14 protein-coding genes and 1 other RNA gene are annotated in these 15,951 nt (G+C 61.0%); 12 read left to right on the top strand and 3 right to left on the bottom strand.

Annotated elements, in window-relative coordinates:
• Positions 1–66: 66 nt before the first annotated feature.
• Positions 67–435, bottom strand: coding sequence for an ATP-dependent Clp protease adapter ClpS (gene clpS / locus Asbog_RS10080; protein WP_023977614.1), 369 nt, complete (start codon positions 433–435; stop codon positions 67–69).
• A 316-nt stretch (positions 436–751) separates the two neighbouring features.
• Here clpS and Asbog_RS10075 point away from each other — a divergent pair, with 316 nt between their 5' ends.
• The 9 genes from Asbog_RS10075 to Asbog_RS10035 all read left to right on the top strand — a co-directional run bounded on the left by Asbog_RS10075 (position 752) and on the right by Asbog_RS10035 (position 10,605).
• Positions 752–1,870, top strand: coding sequence for a D-alanyl-D-alanine carboxypeptidase family protein (locus tag Asbog_RS10075; protein WP_083510823.1), 1,119 nt, complete (start codon positions 752–754; stop codon positions 1,868–1,870).
• Between the two features lie 120 nt (positions 1,871–1,990).
• Entirely contained in the window at positions 1,991–2,782 is a 792-nt protein-coding gene (gene map, locus Asbog_RS10070) for a type I methionyl aminopeptidase (protein WP_031239998.1), read from the top strand.
• Between the two features lie 39 nt (positions 2,783–2,821).
• On the top strand, positions 2,822–4,636 hold the full coding sequence (gene ggt / locus Asbog_RS10065) for a gamma-glutamyltransferase (protein ID WP_371861635.1): 1,815 nt from the start codon (positions 2,822–2,824) through the stop codon (positions 4,634–4,636).
• A gap of 57 nt (positions 4,637–4,693) precedes the next feature.
• An RNA gene (ffs, locus tag Asbog_RS10060) (signal recognition particle sRNA small type) lies at positions 4,694–4,790 on the top strand.
• Positions 4,791–4,822: 32 nt separating this feature from the next.
• A complete protein-coding gene (locus tag Asbog_RS10055) occupies positions 4,823–6,934 on the top strand; it encodes a DNA polymerase III subunit gamma/tau (protein WP_062165868.1) in 2,112 nt (703 codons plus the stop codon).
• Between the two features lie 18 nt (positions 6,935–6,952).
• Positions 6,953–7,276, top strand: a complete 324-nt coding sequence (locus Asbog_RS10050) for a YbaB/EbfC family nucleoid-associated protein (protein WP_062165039.1) — start codon at positions 6,953–6,955, stop codon at positions 7,274–7,276.
• Positions 7,277–7,333: 57 nt separating this feature from the next.
• Positions 7,334–7,930 (top strand): recombination mediator RecR, encoded by a 597-nt coding sequence (gene recR, locus Asbog_RS10045; RefSeq protein ID WP_371861647.1) that lies wholly within the window; start codon positions 7,334–7,336, stop codon positions 7,928–7,930.
• Entirely contained in the window at positions 7,927–8,685 is a 759-nt protein-coding gene (locus Asbog_RS10040) for an SDR family oxidoreductase (RefSeq protein WP_083510822.1), read from the top strand. Before recR ends, Asbog_RS10040 begins: the two co-directional genes overlap by 4 nt.
• A gap of 30 nt (positions 8,686–8,715) precedes the next feature.
• Positions 8,716–10,605 (top strand): glycosyltransferase family 2 protein, encoded by a 1,890-nt coding sequence (locus Asbog_RS10035; RefSeq protein WP_083510821.1) that lies wholly within the window; start codon positions 8,716–8,718, stop codon positions 10,603–10,605.
• A 50-nt stretch (positions 10,606–10,655) separates the two neighbouring features.
• On the opposite strand, the gene Asbog_RS10030 is transcribed toward Asbog_RS10035, so the two are convergent.
• Together Asbog_RS10030 and Asbog_RS10025 are read right to left on the bottom strand one after the other, a co-directional pair.
• Positions 10,656–11,234, bottom strand: coding sequence for a hypothetical protein (locus Asbog_RS10030; protein ID WP_062165035.1), 579 nt, complete (start codon positions 11,232–11,234; stop codon positions 10,656–10,658).
• On the bottom strand, positions 11,231–11,557 hold the full coding sequence (locus Asbog_RS10025; RefSeq protein WP_031240006.1) for an FYDLN acid domain-containing protein: 327 nt from the start codon (positions 11,555–11,557) through the stop codon (positions 11,231–11,233). Before Asbog_RS10025 ends, Asbog_RS10030 begins: the two co-directional genes overlap by 4 nt.
• A gap of 182 nt (positions 11,558–11,739) precedes the next feature.
• Between Asbog_RS10025 and aroA the strand changes: the two genes are divergently transcribed.
• The 3 genes from aroA to rpsA all read left to right on the top strand — a co-directional run bounded on the left by aroA (position 11,740) and on the right by rpsA (position 15,907).
• Positions 11,740–13,083: a 3-phosphoshikimate 1-carboxyvinyltransferase gene (gene aroA / locus Asbog_RS10020; RefSeq protein ID WP_231944555.1), complete on the top strand. Its 1,344-nt coding sequence runs from the start codon at positions 11,740–11,742 to the stop codon at positions 13,081–13,083.
• Positions 13,083–13,715: a (d)CMP kinase gene (gene cmk, locus Asbog_RS10015; RefSeq protein WP_062165033.1), complete on the top strand. Its 633-nt coding sequence runs from the start codon at positions 13,083–13,085 to the stop codon at positions 13,713–13,715. Before aroA ends, cmk begins: the two co-directional genes overlap by 1 nt.
• Positions 13,716–14,212: 497 nt before the next feature.
• Positions 14,213–15,907 carry a 30S ribosomal protein S1 gene (gene rpsA, locus Asbog_RS10010; protein ID WP_023977629.1) on the top strand — a complete coding sequence of 565 codons (1,695 nt, stop codon included), beginning with the start codon at positions 14,213–14,215 and terminating at the stop codon, positions 15,905–15,907.
• Positions 15,908–15,951: the final 44 nt, after the last annotated feature.

Below are 15,951 nucleotides of genomic sequence, written 5' to 3'. Positions count from 1 at the left end.
GGCAAATAATGGGTTTGTAAAAGGGTCTCTCCTGCCGTTTCCCCGGCAAGGTCGAATAATTTCGATTCAGGCTTTCTCAATCATGCATTGCAGTGGGTGCTGGTTCTGTCGTGCCAGATCCATCACCTGGGTTACCTTGCTCTCTGCCACCTCAAAGGTGAAGACCCCGCAGACGCCCACGCCTTTTTTATGGACATTGAGCATGATGTTGGTCGCCTCCTCGCGTGACTTGGAGAAAAAGCGTTCCAGAACATGCACGACAAATTCCATCGGCGTGTAGTCGTCATTCAGCATGAGGACCTTGTACATCGCCGGACGCCGCGTTTCAGGGCGCGCCTGAATGACGACGCTGATATGCGACTCGTCGTTATTGCCATCCTTGCGCGGTGGATCGTCCTCGCCCGCCAGATGAGGCAGGGTAGGGGCGGGGGTCACCGAGGCGTCGGCTAACCGGGTTCCTGAAACTTCTGTGCGGTACGGCATGATCCAGACCATATGGGATCGAAAGGGCGTTCGCAAAGATCAATCGTGTGTTTTACCGGCTCTTCGCGGGCGCATCGACGCGATGACAACCGAGCTCCTGATGCTCGAATGAGGGTTGAAACACGCTCTCGGGCGTCAATCGGGGTTATTAAGCGCCGTTTACCTTATTTTTCCCTCAATTGTGGCAGATCGTCGTGGACGGTTTGAAATGTGTCAGTCTATGATACGAATTAACGCAAGATTCCCGGGGGCACGAGTGACCTACTGCATGCAGTCCGCTACCAAGACGAACCTTATCAAGGTCACCCGGGCGGGCAAGGCGCGCAAATGGTCGGTGTTTACCCGTGCGCTGCTCGGCACAGGACTGGGACTGGGCACTGTAGCGGTCTCGGTGCCGGCACATGCTCAGTATGCGGGCCATGTCAGTTCCTATGTTGTGGACGTGAATAGCGGCGCTGTGCTCTCGCAGGTCGATCCCGACCTCCAGCGTTATCCGGCCTCTCTGACCAAGCTCATGACCCTGTATATGGCGTTTCGCGCCATGCGTGCGGGCGAGATCACGGCTGATACCCCGGTTCCGGTCTCTATCCACGCTTCCATTCAGGCGCCTTCGAAGCTCGGCCTGGTTCCCGGCACGCATTTCGTCGTGCAGCAGGCGATTCTCGGCCTCGTCACCAAATCAGCCAACGACGCTGCCTGCGCGCTCGGTGAATTGCTGGGCGGGGGCGACGAAGTCCGTTTTGCGAATATGATGACGCAGCAGGCACGCGCACTGGGTATGTCGAACACGACGTTCCGCAATGCCTCGGGCCTGCCTGACCCCGATCAGGTGACGACGGCACGCGACCTGTCCATGCTGGCACAGCATCTGGTTCAGGATTTTCCTGAATATTACCACTACTTCTCAACGCCCATGTTTGCTTTCCATGGGCGCATGATTCCGAACCATAACCCGATGCTCAAGACCTATGCGGGTGCGGACGGGATGAAGACCGGCTATACTGATCTGGCAGGGCATAATCTGATCACCTCCGCTCAGCGCAGCAATGTACGTCTTGTGGGCGTGGTGCTGGGCGCGCGCTCCAATCCCCAGCGCAACGCGATGATGGCGAACATCCTCGATCAGGGTTTTGCGGCGGAAGGTGTGGCCCCCATGGCCCCGCTGCATCCCCCGGTTGTCCTGGCACGCAACACGCGCCGTCACGGGCATCTCTCTGCCGGGTCCACTGCTGTTCTCGAAGTGGCCGAGGCGCCGACTGGCCCGCGCCGCTATCAGCCTCTTGCGCATGGTGCCAAGCACCACACAGTCGCGTCTGCAAAGCTGCGTATGGCTACGTCGCGTCATGTTGTCTCGACCCGGAAGACGAACCGCCACCAGAAGGGTTGATCCAGTCAGGCGATAAAAAAGACGATCCGGCCTTGCTCCTCATGCCCTGGCAGCGCATTTTCTCTGCATCATCCGTGAAGTAGACAACATGAGCGGGAGCAACAGCAGGGTATGGACAGTATGGCGCACGACCACGGGATCACGATTTACACTGAGGACGATTTTGTTGGCCTGAGAAAAGCGGGTCAACTCGCTGCCGCCACACTCGACATGATCACGCCCTATGTCGTGCCCGGCGCCAAGACCGATGATCTCAATCGTCTGATCCACGAATACACGCTCGATCATGGGGCAGTTCCTGCACCACTGAACTACCGTGGTTTCCCTAAATCCTGTTGCATTTCGATCAACCATGTCGTCTGTCATGGCATCCCTGGCGAGCGCTGCCTCAAGGATGGCGATATCGTCAATATCGACGTCACCTCCATCATCGATGGCTGGTATGGTGATACGTCGCGCATGTATCTGGTGGGGAACGTGCCCCGCAAAGCCGTCAATCTGGTTGATGCAACCTACAAGGCCCTGATGCTGGGCATTGCAGAAGTTGCGCCGGGTAAGACGCTGGGTGACATCGGGCACGCCATCCAGAGCTTTGCCGAGGGTCAGCGGCTTTCGGTCGTGCGTGATTTCTGCGGACATGGCATCGGGCGTGAATTCCATGCCGAGCCGCAAGTCGTGCATTACGGCAAGCCGGGCAAGGGGCTGAAGCTGAGAGAAGGCATGGTGTTCACGATCGAGCCCATGCTCAATCTGGGCAAGGAAGGCACCAAGACGCTTGAAGACGGCTGGACAGCCGTGACCCGTGATCGTTCCCTTTCCGCACAGTTCGAACATATGCTTGCCGTAACGAGTGAGGGATGCGAGATTTTCACGCTCTCGCCTGCCGGCTTTACCAAGCCGCCTTACGTCTGAAGCCGAAGGCTTCTGTCTGATCTGCAAGGAACGATTTACGTGAAGCGTGTCTGCACCCGGGTTGCGGCCTTGCCGCTCCTCCTCGCCAGCATTTCTGTCTCGAGTCTCGCCCAGGCTGCGCCAGCGGCCATGCCCTATGACCCGCTGGCCTTCGGCACGGTCAACCCGGCACTCAAGCCCGCAAAGCCGGTTGTCGGAACGCGTGGCATGGTCGTATCGGCCCAGCATCTGGCGTCGGAGGCCGGGCGTCGTATTCTGGCGTCGGGTGGCAATGCGGCTGATGCTGCCGTCGCGGTGGGGTATGCGCTCGCCGTTGTCTATCCGGCTGCCGGCAATATCGGCGGCGGTGGCTTCATGACCCTGCGCCTGCCAGACGGCAAGACGACATTCATCGACTTCCGTGAGCACGCGCCGCTCGCTGCCACGGCCACGATGTATCAGGATGCACAGGGCAAGGTGGACCCCAAGGCCTCCATCGAAGGATGGCGGGCAATCGGCGTGCCGGGCACAGTTGCCGGACTGGATGAGATCCAGCGCCGCTGGGGCAAGCTCAGCCGTGCTCAGGTCATGGCGCCGGCCATCGAGCTGGCGGAGAGGGGTTTCGTGATCGGGCAGGGCGATGCCGATCTGCTGCACACCAGCACCGCGGCCTTCCAGAAGGATCCGCATGCATCGAAGATCTTTCTTCGTCCCGACGGCACGCCGCTCCAGCCGGGCGATCGTCTGGTGCAGACAGAGCTTGCCCGCACGTTGCGGAGCATCGCGAGCCAGGGCCCGGATGTCTTCTACAAGGGCGATATTGCCCAGCGCGTCGTAGCTGCCAGCAAGCAGAATGGTGGGATTTTGAGCCTCGCCGATTTTGCGGCCTATCACACGCGCGAGCTTCAACCGATCCATTGCAGCTACCGTGGCTATGATATCGATACAGCCCCGCCTCCGAGCGGTGGTGGTGTGGCCCTTTGCGAAATGCTCGACATTCTGTCTGGTTATGACATGAAACAGCTTGGTCTGCGCACGGTGGCTGGCGTTCAGCGTCAGGTAGAGGCCATGCGCCATGCCTATTCCGATCGCCGCGATCTGGGCGATCCGGACTTCGTGAAGAACCCCGTTGCCCATCTGATCGACCCGGCCTATGCGGCCGCCATCCGTCAGGGAATCCCGCTCGATCACGCCCTGAATTCCGATGCGCTGGTCGCGGGCGCCCCCCTGCCGGGTGTCATGCAGGCCCAGCCTGCCGAAGATCACGAAAAGCATGAGACAACGCAGTTCTCTGTAGCTGACCGCTCAGGCTTCGCCATTTCTGCCACCTACACGCTTAATGGCTGGTTCGGCGCGGGTGTTATCGGTGGGGATACCGGCTTCTTCCTCAATGACGAGATGGATGATTTTGCCGCCAAGCCGGGCAGTGCCAACATGTTTGGCATTGTCGGGTCCGAGGCCAATGCCATCGCGCCGGGCAAGACCCCTCTCTCATCCATGGCCCCCACGATCATCACGCATGAGGGCAAGCCTTTCATGGTGATCGGCAGCCCCGGCGGTTCACGCATCCCCACCATCATCCTGTCTGTCGTGCTCGGGGTGATCGATGGCGGGCTGGACATTCAGCAGGCCGTGGATCTGCCGCGTATTCATGAACAGTGGAAGCCCTCGGCGATCGAACTGGAACCGCGGGCACTCAGCCCCGATGTGATGCAGCAGCTTCAGATCGAGGGATACGCGCTCTCGCCGCATCGCCCCTGGGGCGTGGCCGAGGGAATTCTGTTCGGGCGTCCATCGGTTGCGGCACCTGCAAGCGGCAAGCTTTATGGGGGCTGGGACCGACGCCATGAAGGCGGCGGCGCAAGCGGATTGTAAAAAAACCTGATCCTGCCTCTTGCGCATGAGAGGCAGAATGGTGTTAACCCTGCACCGGGAGGTCGGCCTTGGACGGACGGCTTGCGAACCCGGTCAGGTCCGGAAGGAAGCAGCCGCAGTGAGTTTTGTTCGGGTCATGTGTTCGGCCTCCCACCCTCTGATGCAGCCGGTCTCGTCTCGCGAGTCATGACGCCTTCAGATACCCCCTCCCACGATGACGATATTCCGCTGCCCCCGGTTGAGGCTGGCGGATTTTTTGATGCGCCGCAGGAAAGTCCCGTTGAAGCGGCTGCTCCTGCACCGGCAGCGTCCGTGGCACCCGCGCGGGATAAAAACGAGCGCAGCGGACCCTATCGTGTTCTCGCCCGCAAATATCGCCCCCAGCATTTCGATGACCTGATCGGGCAGGATGCTACAGTGCGTATCCTGCGCCGTGCCTTCCAGCTGGGCCGCGTCGCACATGCCTTCATGCTCACCGGCGTGCGCGGCGTGGGCAAGACCACAACGGCGCGTATCATCGCCCGTGCGCTCAACTGCATTGGCGTCGATGGGCAGGGTGGCCCGACCGCTGATCCTTGCGGTGTCTGCGCCAATTGCACGGCCATTCTCGCCGATCGTCATCCCGATGTGCTCGAGATGGACGCCGCATCACGGACGGGCGTGGACGATATACGCGAGATCATCGAGGCGACACGTTTCCGCCCGATGCAGGGACGCATGAAGGTCTTCATCATCGATGAGGTCCATATGCTTTCACGCAACGCCTTCAATGCGTTGCTGAAAACCCTTGAGGAACCACCCGAGCAGGTGACATTCATTTTTGCGACGACCGAACTACGCAAGGTGCCGGTGACCGTGCTGTCGCGCTGCCAGCGATTCGATCTGCGCCGCGTGCCGCAGGAGATGCTCATGCAGCATTTCGCGGGCATTGCGGAGAAGGAGTCGGTCGCGTTCTCGGAAGAAGCGCTCTCCCTGATCGCACGCGCTGCCGATGGCTCTGTGCGTGATGGGCTATCTCTGCTCGATCAGGCGATTGCACAAGGTGAGGGCGAGGGGGCCGAGCGCATCGAGGCCCCCATGGTCAGCGCCATGCTGGGGCTGGCCGATCGTCAGCTCGTGTTCGACCTGTTCGAGATCCTGATGCAGGGCAAGGCCGAAGAGGCGCTCGCCATAAGTGGTCAGGCCTATGCGCAGGGGGCTGACCTTGGCATCCTCCTCGCCGATCTGCTCGATCTGATCCATGTAATCTCGCGTCTAAAGGCCATCCCCTCGCTGCGTCATAGCCGCGAATTGCCGGAGGCCGAGCGCGATCGCGGGGCCTCTCTGGCCGATCGCCTGCCCAATGCCGAACTCGGTCGCGCCTGGCAGATCCTGCTCAAGGGTATTCAGGAGGTCGAGCAAGCCCCTGATCGACGCGCTGCGGCGGAGATGGTGCTCATACGTCTGTGCTATGCCAGCACCCTGCCGACGCCGGATCGCGTGGCACGCATGGTCATGCAGATGCAATCCGAGGATCGCCCCGCCGGTGATATGGATAGGGAAAGTCGGGCAGGTCCCTCGGGAAGTATGACCAGTCATGGCGCCGGATCGGTTTCCGCACAGGCGAGCAGTTCGCAGGGAATTTCGGGCAGTCATGGCGGCGATGACCGCCCCAGGGCGGCCCTGCGTCTGGTGGCCAATGGAGGTGTAGCCTACGACCCTGTCTCCAGTGCCGTGGCTGTCCCAGCGCCCGTTTTGACCCCGGTACAGCCAGCGCCGCAGGGCGAGGAGGCTGATGCTCTCCTGCCGCCCCTGCGTTCATGGCGTGAGATGGTCGCTTTTGTCGCACGCCAGTCCGAAGCCATGTTGCATGGCATGCTGCGCCATTCGGCGCATCTCGTGCGCTTCGAGCCGCCGCGTGTGGCCATACGCATGGCCCGTGGAACGCCACCGCGTATTGAAACCCGTCTGCAGGCCCTGCTTGAGAAAGTCTATCCGGGGCAGTGGCAAGTCGAAGCCTCGGATGAAGAAGGCGAGCCGACACTGGATGAGCAGGGTGCAGAGATCGTGGCCCTGCGTCGCGAGGAACTTCATGCGCACCCGCTGCTGCGTGCCATACTCGACGTGTTTCCCGATGCCCGTGTTGGCGAGCCGAAGGATCTCTCGCTCGACGAATACGGGCTTCCCCCCGAAGAGCTTGAAGAGCCGGAGAGCTGGACGGCAGAACCTGCCGTGCCCGATCTGGACTTTGCGCCCCTCGATGCCGATCTGATGGATGACGATGACTGGCACGATTTCGGTGGCAGCTCTTCTTTCTGACCTCAAGGACAAGACATCATGAAAAATCTCGCAGGACTGATGAAGCAGGCCTCACAGATGCAGTCGCGCATGGAAGAGGTGCAGAACACGCTCAATGCGCTCACGGTCGAGGGCTCCTCGGGCGCCGGGCTCGTCAGCGTAACCCTCAGCGGCAAGGGCGACATGCGTGGCCTGCGTATCGATCCGAAGCTGGCGGACCCGAATGAAGTCGAGATGCTTCAGGATCTGATCATCGCGGCTTTTGCCGATGCCCGCGGCAAGGTCGAGGCAGCCAATGCCGAGGAAATGCGCAAGGTCACTGGCGGGATCGATCTTCCGGCTGGCATGAAGTTTCCTTTCTGAACCTCAAAGGCCTGAAACCGTCTTACCGGTTGTACTGAGCAGGAGCGCACAGCTATGATGGGTGGTGGCGATGTCGAGAGGCTGATCCAGCTTCTATCCCGTCTGCCCGGACTGGGGCCGCGATCGGCGCGCAGGGCCGCCCTTGTGCTCCTGCGTTCCCCGCAGACGAGGCTTTTGCCTCTGGCCCAGGCCATGGAAGCCGCAGCCCATTCCGTGCGCAGCTGTTCCATTTGTGGCACGCTCGACAGCAGCGATCCCTGCAGCATCTGTGCCGATCCGGCGCGGGACAAGGGATTGATCTGCGTGGTCGAAACAGTGGGCGATCTTTGGGCGCTTGAGCGCTCAAGGCTGCATCCCGGCACCTATCAGGTGCTTGGTGGCGTGCTCTCGGCGTTATCCGGCACCGGACCTGAGGATCTCAACACGGCGTCGCTGCTGGCGCGTGTGGAATCCGGTCAGGTGCGTGAGGTCATCCTTGCGCTGGGGGCTACGGTCGAGGGAGCGAGCACCGCACACTGGCTGCAGGACAAGCTCGCTGCCTTTGATGTGACCGTCACGCGCGTCGGTCATGGCGTCCCAATCGGTGGTGCGCTTGATGTGCTGGATGACGGCACGCTGGCTGCGGCACTCTCTGCCCGGCGACCCGCGCAATGAAAATGACCTCTGCCCCATCTTTCCCATCGGGTATGCCCCGGGTGGCCCTGATCACGGGTGGCGTAAGGCGCATCGGTCGGGCGCTGGTCGAGGCGCTGGCGATGGAGGGAGTCTCGGTTGCCATTCACTGCCGCTCTCATGCGGATGAGGCGCGAGCCCTGCTGGCCACGCTTGACGTAACAGGATGTGTTCTGGAGGCCGATCTCACGGATGAGGCGCAAACGGCCCGGTTGATCGGCGATGCCACGAAAGCGCTCGGGCCTCTGGGTGTCCTGATCAATAACGCCTCTGCTTTCGAGCGGGATGAGTGGTCCGACGTCACGCGCAGTTCGTGGGACCGGCATATGGAAACCAATCTGCGCGCGCCTTTCGTGCTGATGCAGGAATTCGCGCGTCTTTTGCCTGAGACGGCGCAGGGGATGGTACTCAACCTGCTCGATCAACGTGTCTGGAACCTGACACCACATTTCATCAGCTACACCCTCTCCAAGGCAGGGCTCTGGACCCTCACCCAGACCATGGCGCTTGCTCTGGCGCCACGCATACGGGTCAATGCCATTGGGCCGGGGCCAGTCCTTCCGGCGGCAGGGCAGTCTCAGGATCATTTCGACAGGATGTGTCAGAATGCGCCTCTCGGTATCGGCGCTGATCCGCAGGAAATTGTCACAGCCGCGATAGCTTTATTGCGAATGCCTTCAGTCACGGGCCAGATGATTGCGCTCGATGGTGGGCAGCATTTACAGTGGCGCCCATAACATCAGAATATAAGAGGCGCATAACTCCCCATGACTTCACCGACTTGCCGTATGGCTGATGGAGAGCGCTTCGGTTGCACAGTATCCCGGGTCCGGACACATCATCAAACCTATCTGGACCTGAATCGTCGTGATCACGGGCTGTCGCACAAGGCCCCATCCGCCCTGGCAGGCGAGACGCTGCTGATCACCTGGTCCTTCATGCCGGAATTCGCTCTACTGGTTGCGAGTGATGGGGCTTGGCCCGAGTTGCTTTCCAGCGATGATGCAAAGGCTTGGTGCCCCGCCTTTATGGCGCTGTCCGTGATCGACATGCAGGCAGGTCGTCATGCGCTCAAGAAGTTCGGGAGACCCGAATTTCTCACGGCTGAAATCAATACGGGTCTGATCCACGACAATCGGCCCACCATATCGGACTGGGAGCTTTTCGAGTTCGAGTCCGTCAGAAAGCCGACGCCGTTATTATTGGGCGACTTCGCAGAGCAATTCGGCGTCATGCTTCATGCGCGTCACGATGCTGTGGCGGCTCTGCATGCGCTGCTTTCGGCTCCCGTGTGCTTCCTGCCTGCCCTTTTCGATATCCTGCTGACCATTTTGCGGCCAGATGTCCTGAAGGCTTTTGTGGCGTTATTCACCACCGATCTTGCCCGGGCCGTTGACCCTGCCACACGTGATGCCTTGCGCCTTCTGGCTGCCTTGCCAGGCGGACAATGGATCGCCAGCGCCCTGCAGGATTTGCACGAATGGAAAAACGGTCGCATCCGCGCCTGTCTGAAGGCCGATGAGAGCTATGATTTTCTGGGCCTGCATGACCAGCGCGGTCCGGGCAGTGCCTATCACCTCGGCTCTAGGCTGCTGGGTGAAGCACGTCGCGCGGTCGTCCCGAACCACAAGCTGGCTGTTCTGGCGACGGCGCGTGATGAAGGGCTTTATCTGCTGGAATGGATTGCCCATCATCGTCGCATCGGTGTCGAGCAGTTCTTCATCTACACGAATGATCTAACCGACGGTTCAGAGGCGATGTTGCAGCGCCTGGCCGATGCGGGTGAGATCGTCTGGATTGACAATACCGGGGCCGCTCCTGCGCGGATCAACATGCAGGATAAAGCCTATTATCACGCCCTGACCATCGTGCCGGAATTGCTCGATTATCGCTGGTGCCTTGTGCTTGACCTCGATGAAATGGTGCTGCCCGGTGCCCATGTGGATTACAGCCTGCCGCCGCTTCTCGAGGCCCGTGAGCATGAGGGCGCCGAGGCGGTTGCCATCTCATGGCGCGTTTTCAATTCCAACGGTCACCTGACCTGGGCACCCGGCCTCTCTTCTGAGCGTTTTGTTGAGACCGAACGCCATCCGCTTATCAAATCGGTATTCCGCACCGGTCTATTCTGCGGCGCCTCGGCTCACCACCCGGATGGACAGAACAGGCGCGTCATCCCGTTCCTGACCATTGACGGGGAGCGTCATCGTGATGGTGATCTAGGCGAACACGATATCAATTTTGCCGTTCGCCCCACCGTCAATGCGATGATCTGCCATTATCATGTTCGCTCGCTCGAGGAATATGTGTGGAAATTCGCCCGCGGTGAGAACGACGGTAATGGTGTGCTCAAGATCAAGCACTTCCGCTACAATAATCCTGGTATCTTCAACCTCTTCACCACACGTTTCGACGCTGGCGGCCCAAAGCCGGCTCTGCCTCTCGCCGAGGATGTGCGCAGGGGTATCCGGCGTCTCTCCCGTCTGCCTGGCGTCGCCAAAGCCCACGAGGAGATTGAAAGACGCTTTGCAGAGCAATCACGGGACTATGTGGAGCAGAGTGCGGCCATCATGAAGGAAGATGATCGTATCGATGCCGAAACACGGGAGCGATGGTGCGCTCTGGTTGCCCAGTGGCGCGATATGCGCGGCGTTTCGTAAGGGAAGCGACGGGCCAGACCGCGACGGGCCAGACCGCGACCGGGCACGGCTCAGGGGTGGGACTGGCGAGCAGGCGACGCAAGCCCTGCAAAACCCGAGGCTAGATAGTTCTCCACCACCAGTGAGAAGGGGAGGCCGTCAGCCCCCCGTGTGAGCATGGCGGTGTTGCGCAGCAGGATATCCGGCGGGAGGTTGTCGCGCTCGCTCTGCAACGCCTCCCGTTTGAAACGCAACGCTGCCACCACATGGCCAAAAGGCAGGGTGGTGGTGTCGAGCAGCGTGTTCATGGCGGGTTCAATGCGCTCAGGCACATACCAGTTCCAGGCATCAGAGAGCACATGGGTCCCGCAGCGCAGGCTGACATGACGCAGCCGGATATGCTCATCCGCACCCAGCGAAAAATGGGCCGTGAAGGGCTCGGGCGGCGGCAGATTGTCAGTAGGTAGCGGAATGGCCGTGATTGCCACGCCAGGCGCGAGACGCCTGCAATAGTCTTGCAGCACTTTTGTGGCGCTGGGCTCGGCACGAAGGGCGCGGCCCAGTTGATCGGCCGTCTCGGCGTGGGAGAAGGAAGGGGCCATGCACAAAAGAAAAAAGCCGGTCAGACCGGCTTTTCCCAGGGAGATCAATTTTCGTTATCGTCGTTGTCGGTGGTGACTTCGATCTCGGAACCGAGATCGTCATCGTCATCATCGAGATCCGATGCGTCTTCCATCACATCGTCATCGCCATCTTCATCGGCGTCGAGATCGACATCAATGTCATCCTCGTCGCTCTTGGGATCATTCTTGGTCTGATCCGCGGGGATGTCGCCACCGCGCTTGGGCTGGGGCAGATCGCTGGGCTGTTCTGCGCCGCATTTGGGGCAAATCGCGGGAGCGCGATTCAGGTCGTAGAAACGTGTGCCGCAGGAGACGCAGACGCGTTTCAGACCGAGTTCTGGTTTTGCCATGATGACTACCTGTCGATCCTGAACCGGTTGAAAAGGGAAACGGCTTGTGCCGCGAAGCACGGGGCCATGCCAGCTTGTGCCCGCAATGTCAAATGCCAGCGGGGATTTTGATGTCAAAACCTGACGTGAATCCGGTCTCGGCAATTGACAGGCAGGGGGCTCGCATCGGAATGAACGCTATCATGGAACATCATCCCTCCGCCCCCGTCATTCCTCTTTCCGTAGCGCGCAATCCTGGCCCGCTTCGGGGTTCGATTCGTGTGCCCGGCGACAAGTCGATCAGCCATCGCGCCCTGATGCTGGCGTCTCTTGCCAGTGGGCGTACTGTCGTAACCGGCCTGCTGGAAGGTGAGGATGTGCTGCGCACGGCCGATGCCATGCGCGCCCTCGGTGCCACGATCACCCGAGAGACGGATCGCTGGGTTATCGAGGGCAAGGGTGTCGGTGCGCTGAACGAACCCGACGATGTGTTGGATATGGGCAATTCCGGCACGGCCGCCCGGCTTTTGTCGGGTATCCTGTCTAGCCACGCCATCACCAGCTTCATGACGGGCGATGCCAGCCTGCGCAGTCGTCCCATGCGCCGCGTCACGCAGCCGCTCTCGGCTAACGGGGCCTGTTTTGCCACCAGACATGGCGAAAAGCTTCCGATGGCCATCATCGGCACGGGTGAGGCTGCACCGATTGCCTATCGCCTGCCGGTTGCCTCGGCGCAGGTGAAATCCGCCATTCTGCTGGCCGGGCTCAATGCGACGGGCAGGACCAAGGTGGAGGAGCCTGTAGCGACGCGCGATCACACCGAAAACATGCTGCGCCATTTCGGCGTCGAGGTTGAGGTCGGGCTGACCCCGACAGGTGGTCGTATCATCACCCTGCAGGGACCTGCACGTCTTGCGGCCCGCGATGTTGTCGTGCCGGCTGATCCGTCATCTGCGGCGTTCCCCATCGTGGCGGCCTGCCTCGTTCCCGGCTCGGAAGTCCGACTGCCCGGTATCGGGCTGAACCCCTTGCGTACGGGCCTGTTCACCACATTGCGTGAGATGGGCGCATCGCTCGAGATCGAAAATGAGCGCATCGAGGGTGGAGAGCCCGTCGGTGATCTCGTGGTGCGTGCCTCTGCCCTGCAGGGTGTCGACGTGCCGGCCAATCGCGCGCCCTCCATGATCGATGAATATCCCGTGCTGGCTGTGGCCTGTGCGTTTGCCAACGGCACATCGCGCCTGCGCGGTCTTGAAGAACTGCGCGTGAAGGAGAGCGACCGCCTTTCTGCCACTGTGGCGCTGCTCAAGGCCAATGGCGCAACGGTACGTGTCGAGGGTGATGACATGATCATCGAGGGACGCGGTGGCGCTGAAGGGCTTGGGGGCGGTCTGGTGGAGACACGTATGGACCATCGTCTGGCCATGAGTGCCATCGTGTTCGGCCTGGCTGCGGAGAAGCCCGTGATGGTGGATGACACCGGCTTCATCAACACGAGTTTCCCCGGCTTTGTGTCGCTGATGACGGCCCTGGGGGCTGCGCTCTGATGCGCCTTATCATTGCTGTTGATGGCCCGGCTGCGGCGGGCAAGGGGACGTTGGCCAAATCGCTCGCTGCGGCGCTGGGGCTGCCTCATCTGGATACGGGGCTGCTCTATCGCGCTGTCGCCCGTCAGATGATCCTCAAGGGTCTGGACCCGGCTGCTGATAGCGGCGAGCAGACGGCGCAGGCGCTCCAGCCCGAGGATCTGCTGCGTGATGACCTGCGTGTGCCGGAAATCGATCGCGGCGCGAGCTCGGTAGCCACGCAGCCCCCTGTACGCTCCGCCCTGCTTCGGCGTCAGCGCGAGTTTGCGACAGCCAGCGGTGCGGTGATTGATGGGCGCGATATTGGCACGGTGGTTTTCCCCGATGCCGACCTCAAGTTTTTTGTCACTGCCAGCGCCGGGGTCCGCGCCCTGCGTCGCTACCAGCAGCTTCATGGGACAGGTGCCCGTGATGAAAGCGCGCTGTCTGCCCTGACGGCAGAAATCAGCGCACGCGACCAGAAGGATGCGGAGCGCCCGGTTTCGCCGCTCCGTCAGGCTGATGATGCCGTTCTGATTGAAACAGATGACATGGATGCCGGGGCTGTTCTGGCCCACGCCCTGTCGATCGTCAGGTCTCGTTTTCCGGCCTGAGTCGGAAGCCTGCAATCTGGCCGGGGCGGGTAGGGGGCTTTATCCTTCGACCCAGCTCCCGGCAGATGAGTGATGGCTGGTGGCGCATCAGGCGCCTACTGCACACGGGTTGCTTTCCGACACCGTCATCGCACTCATACCATCGCCGGGGCGTCCTGCAGCGCGGAAGCCCCCCCTGCGCCTACAGGTGTTCGACTTCATACGCGCCGCATCACTGAACTGCATGATCGGCGGCACTTGCGACTTGCCCCGGAGTCGAGGCCAGGCAGCCGATTTAGGCCCGAAAATACAGGTTTTTGTTGACAAGCACCCCGCTGCGGGTGTCTGACCACGGGCAGCGTAACGCCACCTGCGCTATCCGTTCTCCCGCGCCTTGCGGGCGATCTTTCCCTGAAGGCTCATGGGTGGCCCAGGATCATCGAGCAAGCCGTCCGGCCAAGATGTCGGGCGCAGACATTGGCCCGGTCTTCACGATCGGCCCAGGATTACGAAAACACATGGCTTCAGCCACCAACACCGTCGAAGACTTTGCTGCTCTTCTCGACGAGACCCTCGGCCAGGACACGGGCTTTGACGGCTCGGTTGTCACCGGTCGCGTTATCCGTCTGACGGACGAGTATGCGATTGTCGATGTCGGCCTCAAGAGCGAAGGTCGCGTCTCGCTCAAGGAATTCGGACCGCCGGGCACCGCGCCTGACGTGCGTCCGGGCGACGTGATCGAGCTTTATGTCGAGCGCTACGAAGACCGTGACGGCTCCATCGTGCTGTCGCGCGAGAAGGCTCGTCGTGAAGAGGCATGGACCTCGCTCGAGCGTGCATTCGCGAACAACCAGCGCGTCAACGGCACGATCTATGGTCGCGTCAAGGGCGGCTTCACGGTTGATCTCGGCGGCGCCATGGCGTTCCTTCCGGGCAGCCAGGTCGATATCCGCCCCGTGCGCGATGTTGCTCCGCTCATGGGCCAGCCCCAGCCTTTCCAGATCCTCAAGATGGATCGCGCTCGTGGCAACATCGTTGTCTCGCGTCGTGCCGTTCTTGAAGAGACCCGTGCAGAGCAGCGCTCCGAGCTGATCCAGGGCCTGAAGGAAGGCATGATCCTTGATGGCGTCGTCAAGAACATCACCGATTACGGTGCGTTCGTTGACCTCGGCGGCGTCGATGGCCTCCTGCATGTCACCGACATCGCCTGGAAGCGTATCAACCACCCGTCCGAAGCCCTGCAGATCGGCATGCCGGTTCGCGTTCAGGTCATCCGCTTCAACTCCGACACGCAGCGTATCTCGCTGGGTATGAAGCAGCTTGAGGCTGATCCGTGGGAGAACGTGGCGATCAAGTATCCGCCGGGTGCCCGCTACTCCGGTCGCGTCACGAACATCACCGACTACGGTGCATTCGTTGAACTCGAGCCCGGCGTTGAAGGTCTGGTACACGTTTCCGAGATGTCCTGGACGAAGAAGAACGTCCATCCGGGCAAGCTTGTCGCGACCTCGCAGGAAGTCGACGTCATGGTTCTCGACGTGGACAGCGCCAAGCGTCGTATCTCGCTCGGCCTGAAGCAGGTTCAGCGCAACCCGTGGGAGCAGTTCGCCGAAGAGCACAAGGTTGGTTCGACCATCGAAGGCGAAATCCGCAACATCACCGAATTCGGTCTGTTCGTGGGTCTCTCTGCCGATATCGACGGCATGGTGCACATGTCCGATCTTTCCTGGGACGAAGCCGGCGAAGCAGCCATGGCGAAGTTCGAGAAGGGTCAGGTCGTTCAGGCCAAGGTGCTCGATGTGGATCCTGAGAAGGAGCGCATCTCGCTCGGTATCAAGCAGCTTCAGGAAGACCCTGCAGCCGATACCCTGTCGCGCGTCCACAAGGGCGACATCGTGACCTGCCTCGTGACGTCGGTTCAGACCAACGGCATCGAAGTGAAGGTGGACGACGTCCTGACCGGCTTCATCCGTCGCGCCGAACTGGCTCGTGACAAGGCCGAGCAGCGCCCCGAGCGCTTCGCGGTTGGCGAGAAGGTCGATGCGAAGGTTGTGTCCGTCGATCGCGCTTCGCGCAAGCTGGCCCTGACCATCCGCGGCCGTGAGGTCGAGGAAGACAAGGCTGCGATCAACGAATACGGTTCGTCCGATAGCGGTGCATCGCTCGGTGACATCCTCGGCGCTGCTATTCGTCGTCGTAATACCGAAGTGTAATCTGTCGTCAAAACGCAGAAACACTATGAAAGGGCTGCTTCGGC

Source organism: Asaia bogorensis NBRC 16594, from assembly GCF_001547995.1.
Lineage (GTDB): Bacteria > Pseudomonadota > Alphaproteobacteria > Acetobacterales > Acetobacteraceae > Asaia > Asaia bogorensis.
The sequence above is the reverse complement of the archived record's forward strand: the minus strand, read 5'-3'. Positions and strand labels throughout refer to the sequence as shown.

Excerpts from the sequence above, each read along its gene's own strand:
- Asbog_RS10075 (WP_083510823.1), top strand. The coding sequence starts at position 752 with ATGCAGTCCGCTACCAAGACGAACCTTATCAAGGTCACCCGGGCGGGC.
- map (WP_031239998.1), top strand. The coding sequence starts at position 1,991 with ATGGCGCACGACCACGGGATCACGATTTACACTGAGGACGATTTTGTT.
- Asbog_RS10055 (WP_062165868.1), top strand. The coding sequence starts at position 4,823 with ATGACGCCTTCAGATACCCCCTCCCACGATGACGATATTCCGCTGCCC.
- Asbog_RS10050 (WP_062165039.1), top strand. The coding sequence starts at position 6,953 with ATGAAAAATCTCGCAGGACTGATGAAGCAGGCCTCACAGATGCAGTCG.
- recR (WP_371861647.1), top strand. The coding sequence starts at position 7,334 with ATGGGTGGTGGCGATGTCGAGAGGCTGATCCAGCTTCTATCCCGTCTG.
- Asbog_RS10040 (WP_083510822.1), top strand. The coding sequence starts at position 7,927 with ATGAAAATGACCTCTGCCCCATCTTTCCCATCGGGTATGCCCCGGGTG.
- Asbog_RS10035 (WP_083510821.1), top strand. The coding sequence starts at position 8,716 with ATGACTTCACCGACTTGCCGTATGGCTGATGGAGAGCGCTTCGGTTGC.
- Asbog_RS10025 (WP_031240006.1), bottom strand. The coding sequence starts at position 11,557 with ATGGCAAAACCAGAACTCGGTCTGAAACGCGTCTGCGTCTCCTGCGGC.
- aroA (WP_231944555.1), top strand. The coding sequence starts at position 11,740 with ATGGAACATCATCCCTCCGCCCCCGTCATTCCTCTTTCCGTAGCGCGC.
- cmk (WP_062165033.1), top strand. The coding sequence starts at position 13,083 with ATGCGCCTTATCATTGCTGTTGATGGCCCGGCTGCGGCGGGCAAGGGG.
- rpsA (WP_023977629.1), top strand. The coding sequence starts at position 14,213 with ATGGCTTCAGCCACCAACACCGTCGAAGACTTTGCTGCTCTTCTCGAC.